The sequence below is a fragment of the Streptomyces sp. NPDC017246 genome (assembly GCF_044331325.1).
GTDB lineage: Bacteria > Actinomycetota > Actinomycetes > Streptomycetales > Streptomycetaceae > Streptomyces.
Genome location: NZ_JBIRMW010000007.1, coordinates 437,585 through 443,584, shown reverse-complemented (window position 1 = coordinate 443,584; position 6,000 = coordinate 437,585). Strand labels below are relative to the sequence as shown.

Below are 6,000 nucleotides of genomic sequence, written 5' to 3'. Positions count from 1 at the left end.
CGGATGTGGAAGCCCAGTAATGGGTGGAGCTGACCGGTACTAATAGGCCGAGGGCTTGTCCTCAGTTGCTCGCGTCCACTGTGTTAGTTCTGAAGTAACGAACCGTGCCGATTTCCGGTTGGTCAACTTCATAGAGTTTCGGTGGTCATAGCGTTAGGGAAACGCCCGGTTACATTCCGAACCCGGAAGCTAAGCCTTTCAGCGCCGATGGTACTGCAGGGGGGACCCTGTGGGAGAGTAGGACGCCGCCGAACAATTTTTAGCCTCAACCCCCGGACTCTGTCCGGGGGTTGAGGCATTTTTGCGTTCTGCTGCAGTGCGGTGCCCCCTGTGCGCGGCGCCGTCGTGGCTGCGGGTAAGGTCAGGGGGCATCGTCCGTACGTTCCCAGCAGGAGGCCCCCGGGTGGAGGTCCAGGAGACCCGTGTTCAGACCGACCGGGTCCTCACCATCCCCAACATTCTCAGCATGGCGCGTCTCGCCGGCGTGCCGCTGTTTCTGTGGCTGATTCTCCGTCCGGAGTTCGGCGGGCCCAACAGTGACGGCTGGGCGCTTCTCGTCCTGATGCTCAGCGGTGTCAGCGACTATCTCGACGGCAAACTGGCCCGGCGCTGGAACCAGATCAGCAACCTCGGCCGGCTGCTCGATCCCGCCGCAGACCGCTTGTACATCCTGTCCACGCTCGTGGGCCTCACCTGGCGCGAGATCCTGCCGTGGTGGCTGACGGCCGCCCTTCTGGCCCGTGAGGCCATGCTGCTGGTCATGGTGGGAATCCTCCGCCGGCACGGCTACCCGCCGCCGCAGGTGAACTTCCTCGGCAAAGCTGCGACATTCAACTTGATGTACGCGTTCCCGTTGCTGCTTCTCAGTGACGGAACGGGCTGGCTTTCGTCACTCGCTGAAGTTTTCGGGTGGGCCTTCGCCGGATGGGGTACAACTCTGTATTGGTGGGCAGGGATCCTCTACGTGGTCCAGGTCCGTCGACTCGTGAAGGCGGATACCGCGGCCGATTGAGCCCGTCCGTCCAGTGCCGAGCAGCGTCGCCGGCAACAACGAGGACGCCCCAGGGCTACTGAGCGGACAGGTGAAGTCGGCAGGACCGTCGTCTCTTCAAGGAGGACGCTTCCGACATGAAGGCCGTCGTGATGGCCGGTGGCGAAGGAACCCGACTTCGCCCCATGACCTCGAGCATGCCCAAGCCTCTACTGCCGGTGGTGAACCGGCCGATCATGGAGCACGTCCTACGACTGCTCAAGAGGCACGGTCTCAACGAGACCGTCGTCACCGTGCAGTTTCTCGCCTCCCTCGTCAGGAACTACTTCGGCGACGGCGAGGAGCTCGGGATGGAGCTCACGTATGCCAACGAGGAGAAGCCACTCGGTACAGCGGGAAGTGTGAAGAACGCCGAGGAAGCGTTGAAGGACGACGCTTTTCTCGTGATCTCCGGGGACGCGCTCACCGATTTCGATCTCACCGATCTCATCGCCTTCCACAAGGAGAAGGGCGCCCTCGTCACGGTCTGTCTCACCCGGGTGCCGAATCCGCTGGAATTCGGGATCACGATCGTCGACGAAGAGGGAAAGGTCGAGCGCTTCCTGGAGAAACCGACCTGGGGACAGGTCTTCTCCGACACCGTGAACACGGGCATCTACGTGATGGAGCCCGAGGTCTTCGACTACGTCGAGGCGGATGTTTCGGTGGACTGGTCGGGTGATGTCTTCCCTCAGCTCATGAAGGAGGGCAAGCCGATCTACGGCTATGTCGCCGAGGGCTACTGGGAGGACGTCGGTACGCATGAGAGCTATGTGAAGGCCCAGGCGGACGTCCTCGAGGGCAAGGTCCAGGTCGACATCGACGGCTTCGAGATCTCGCCGGGTGTCTGGGTCGCGGAGGGCGCCGAAGTGCACCACGACGCCGTGCTGCGCGGGCCGCTCTACATCGGTGACTACGCCAAGGTCGAGGCCGACGCCGAGATCCGTGAGCACACCGTCATCGGCTCGAACGTCGTCGTGAAGAGCGGCGCCTTCCTGCACAAGGCCGTCGTGCACGACAACGTCTACATCGGCCCGCAGAGCAATCTGCGCGGCTGTGTGATCGGCAAGAACACCGACATCATGCGGGCCGCCCGGATCGAGGACGGAGCCGTCATCGGGGACGAGTGCCTGGTCGGTGAGGAATCGATCGTGCAGGGCAACGTCCGGGTCTACCCGTTCAAGACGATCGAGGCCGGCGCCTTCGTCAACACCTCGGTCATCTGGGAGTCCCGCGGACAGGCCCACCTCTTCGGGGCCCGAGGGGTCTCCGGAATCCTCAACGTGGAGATCACCCCGGAGCTGGCCGTCCGGCTGGCGGGGGCGTACGCCACGACCCTGAAGAAGGGCTCGACCGTCACCACGGCCCGAGACCACTCCCGGGGTGCGCGAGCGCTGAAACGGGCCGTGATCTCGGCACTGCAGGCCAGTGCCATCGACGTACGGGACCTGGAGAACGTCCCGCTGCCGGTGGCGCGGCAGCAGACCGCGCGGGGAAGCGCCGGCGGCATCATGGTGCGGACCTCGCCCGGGGTGCCCGACTCCGTGGACATCATGTTCTTCGACGAACGCGGAGCGGACCTCTCCCAGGGCGGGCAGCGCAAGCTCGACCGGGTGTTCGCCCGGCAGGAGTACCGGCGGGCCTTCCCCGGTGAGATCGGCGACCTCTCCTTCCCGGCGAGCGTCTTCGACTCGTACACCGGCTCGCTGCTGCGGAACGTCGACACCACCGGGATCGCGGAAGCGGGCCTGAAGGTGGTCGTGGACGCCTCCAACGGCAGTGCCGGGCTCGTACTGCCCAGCCTTCTCGGACGGCTCCAGGTCGATTCGCTGACGATCAACCCCGGGCTCGACGAGTCCAGACCCACCGAGTCGGCCGAGAGCCGGCGGGCCGGGCTCGTACGGCTCGGGGAGATCGTGGCCTCGGCGAGGGCGGCGTTCGGCGTGCGGTTCGACCCCGTCGGTGAGCGGCTCTCGCTCGTGGACGAGCGGGGGCGGATCATCGAGGACGACCGGGCACTCCTGGTGATGCTGGACCTGGTGGCGGCCGAGCGGCGCTCGGGGCGGGTCGCGCTGCCGGTCACGACCACCCGCATCGCCGAACAGGTCGCCGCCTACCACGGCACACAGGTCGAGTGGACGACCACCTCGCCGGACGACCTCACGAGGGTCGGGCGCGAGGAGTCGACGATCTTCGGTGGCGACGGGCGAGGCGGGTTCATCGTGCCCGAGTTCAGCAGTGTCTTCGACGGCGCCGCCGCCTTCGTGCGGCTGATCGGTCTCGTCGCTCGGACACAGCTCACGCTGAGCCAGATCGACGCGCGGATTCCGCGGGCGCACGTCCTCAAGAAGGACATCGCGACGCCGTGGGCCGTGAAGGGTCTGGTGATGCGCCGGGTGGTGGAGGCGGCCGGCAGTCGCTCCGTGGACACCACCGACGGCGTGCGGGTCGTCGAGGCCGACGGCCGGTGGGTGATGGTGCTGCCCGACCCCGCCGAGGCCGTCACCCATCTGTGGGCCGAGGGTCCCGACGACGCCTCCGCGCAGGTCCTGCTCGACGAATGGGCCGCGGTGGTCGACAGCGCAGGTAGCTGACCGGATCGGACCGTGCTGCGGGGAGGCGCCCCAGGGGTGCCTCCCCGCAGCACGGAGGGGCCATTCGGCGGTAGGCCGTACGACGTGCGACGATGTGCGGCATGTCGCAGCAGCCCCCCGTTCGGAGCACCGGATCACCGCCGCCGCGCCCGGACGCGTCCATGTCGCTGCTGAACAACGTGATCGATCACGCGCTCGACGACGGGTACGCGGAGGCGACCGCCCGACGTGCCGCCGAGGGCGGTGGGCTGCCCCGCAGTCTGCGGGCCAAGCTGGGTGTCGCCGCAGGCCTGGTCCTCGCGGCCGCCGTGGTGACCGTGGGCGCGGCCGAGGCGCGGATCTCCGCGCCGGTCGTCGCCAAGGAGCGGCAGGAGCTCATCGACCGGATCGAGGCGGAGACGTCGTCGGCCGATCAGCTGGAGCAGGACGTCGAGCGGATCCGGTCCGAGGTCGGCGAACGCCAGCGGCAGGCACTGCAGCAGCACGGCGGTGACCAGGCCGAGCTCGTGGGGCTGCTCTCGGGTGCGACGCCGGTGCACGGCCCCGGGGTGAAGCTCGTCGTCAACGATGCCAAGGGCACCGACTCCGGAGGCGGCGGGCCGCGGGAGAGCAGTGGCTTCTCCGACACGGGCCGGGTACGCGACCGGGACATGCAGCGCATCGTCAACGGGCTGTGGGAGTCGGGTGCCGAGGCCGTCGCCATCAACGGGCAGCGGCTGACGTCGCTGTCCGCGATCCGGGCCGCGGGCGACGCCATACTGGTCGACAACAAGCCGCTGGTGCCGCCGTACACCATCCTCGCGATCGGGGACGGACAGCGGCTGAGCACAGCGTTCCAGGACAGCGCCGACGGGCAGTATCTGCACGCGCTGGTGGAGAACTTCGGAATCAGGAGCGGTATCACGGCCGAGGGCGACGTCCGCCTGCCGGCCGCGCCGAGCCTGACCGTACGTACCGCAGAGCCGAGGGGGGCCGGGGCGGCGACGCCGTCCGGGCGGGCCACGGCCGACACAGGGAAGGGCACATCGTGATCGCCGTACTGGGCCTGATCGTCGGAGTCGTGGTCGGACTGTTGGTCCGCCCCGAAGTGCCGGCGGTGGTCGAGCCCTATCTTCCGATCGCCGTGGTCGCCGCCCTCGACGCGGTCTTCGGCGGTCTTCGGGCCATGCTCGACGGCATCTTCGTCGACAAGGTCTTCGTCGTCTCGTTCCTGTCGAACGTGGTCGTGGCCGCGCTGATCGTCTTCCTCGGCGACAAGCTCGGCGTGGGCGCGCAGCTGTCGACCGGTGTGGTCGTCGTGCTCGGCATCCGGATCTTCTCCAACGCGGCCGCCATCCGGCGCCACGTCTTCCGGGCGTGACGCGGATGAGCGAGAACCCTAAGAACCCTCAGGACCCGCAGAACCCGCAGGACCGCCCTCAGGACTCGCAGGACTCCGAGAACGAGACGGAGCCCCGGGGCGTCGAGAAGCCGGAGAGCACCGGGAAGCCGGAGAGCGTCGGTCAGCCCTCCCGCGGCGGTACGGCGGGAGAGCCCGAGGCACCCATGGACTCCGTCCACGAGGCGACCGCGGACCACGACGTCCGCGTGCCCGTGCCGCCGGTCGCCCCCGGGGCAGAGCAGAGCGGACGCGGGAGGCTCGCCTCCGCGCTCTGGCCGCCCCGGGTGACCCGGGCCCAACTCATCGTGGCGCTCCTGCTCTTCGTCCTCGGTCTCGGCCTGGCCATCCAGGTCTCCTCGACCAGCGACAACAGCGCGCTGCGCGGGGCGCGCCAGGAGGACCTGGTGCGGATCCTCGACGAGCTGGACGACCGTACGCAGCGCCTCGAGGACGAGAAGTCCCGGCTGGAGAAGCAGCGCACGGAGCTGGAGTCCAGCTCCGACCAGGCCGAGGAGGCGCGCCGGCAGACCCAGGAGAAGGAGAGCCAGCTCGGCATCCTGGCCGGCACGGTCGCCGCCGAGGGCCCTGGCATCACCCTGACCGTGGGCGACCCCACCAGGGCCGTCGAGTCGGACATGCTGCTGGACGCCATCCAGGAGCTGCGCGCCGCCGGCGCCGAGGCGATCCAGGTCAACGGTGTGCGGGTGGTCGCGGACAGTTATTTCACCGGTAGCGGTGATGACATGCGGATCGATGGAACGAAGGTGGCCGCTCCGTACGTCTTCAAGGTCATCGGCAAGCCGGAGGATCTCGAGCCCGCGCTCAACATCCCCGGCGGTGTCGTCCAGACACTGGAGAAGGAGCAGGCCACGGCCACGGTGGAGCGGTCGGCGAAGATCGTTGTCGACGCCTTGCGACCCGCGAAGCGGCCTGACTACGCTCAGTCGTCCTCGCCGTGAGAGGGACGAGGGGGGTCCCGCGACATGGACACGACG

The 6,000-nt window shown here is 68.1% G+C and carries 5 protein-coding genes and 1 rRNA gene; all 6 read left to right on the top strand.

The window, feature by feature from the left end:
• Positions 1 to 137 precede the first annotated feature (137 nt).
• The 6 genes from rrf to ACH4MY_RS19590 all read left to right on the top strand — a co-directional run bounded on the left by rrf (position 138) and on the right by ACH4MY_RS19590 (position 5,964).
• A 5S ribosomal RNA gene (rrf, locus tag ACH4MY_RS19615) occupies positions 138 to 254 on the top strand.
• 149 nt (positions 255 to 403) lie between these two features.
• Positions 404 to 1,012, top strand: coding sequence for a CDP-alcohol phosphatidyltransferase family protein (locus tag ACH4MY_RS19610; RefSeq protein WP_189831299.1), 609 nt, complete (start codon positions 404 to 406; stop codon positions 1,010 to 1,012).
• Between the two features lie 116 nt (positions 1,013 to 1,128).
• Positions 1,129 to 3,624, top strand: coding sequence for a sugar phosphate nucleotidyltransferase (locus ACH4MY_RS19605; protein WP_398004616.1), 2,496 nt, complete (start codon positions 1,129 to 1,131; stop codon positions 3,622 to 3,624).
• Positions 3,625 to 3,725: 101 nt separating this feature from the next.
• On the top strand, positions 3,726 to 4,655 hold the full coding sequence (locus tag ACH4MY_RS19600; protein ID WP_398004614.1) for a DUF881 domain-containing protein: 930 nt from the start codon (positions 3,726 to 3,728) through the stop codon (positions 4,653 to 4,655).
• Complete coding sequence (locus tag ACH4MY_RS19595; RefSeq protein ID WP_015032176.1) at positions 4,652 to 4,984, top strand: small basic family protein; 333 nt, start codon at positions 4,652 to 4,654, stop codon at positions 4,982 to 4,984. Before ACH4MY_RS19600 ends, ACH4MY_RS19595 begins: the two co-directional genes overlap by 4 nt.
• 5 nt (positions 4,985 to 4,989) lie before the next feature.
• Positions 4,990 to 5,964, top strand: coding sequence for a DUF881 domain-containing protein (locus ACH4MY_RS19590; protein ID WP_398004612.1), 975 nt, complete (start codon positions 4,990 to 4,992; stop codon positions 5,962 to 5,964).
• Positions 5,965 to 6,000: the final 36 nt, after the last annotated feature.

Coding starts and splice junctions, on each gene's coding strand:
- ACH4MY_RS19590 (WP_398004612.1), top strand. CDS start 4,990: ATGAGCGAGAACCCTAAGAACCCTCAGGACCCGCAGAACCCGCAGGAC.
- ACH4MY_RS19605 (WP_398004616.1), top strand. CDS start 1,129: ATGAAGGCCGTCGTGATGGCCGGTGGCGAAGGAACCCGACTTCGCCCC.
- ACH4MY_RS19600 (WP_398004614.1), top strand. CDS start 3,726: ATGTCGCAGCAGCCCCCCGTTCGGAGCACCGGATCACCGCCGCCGCGC.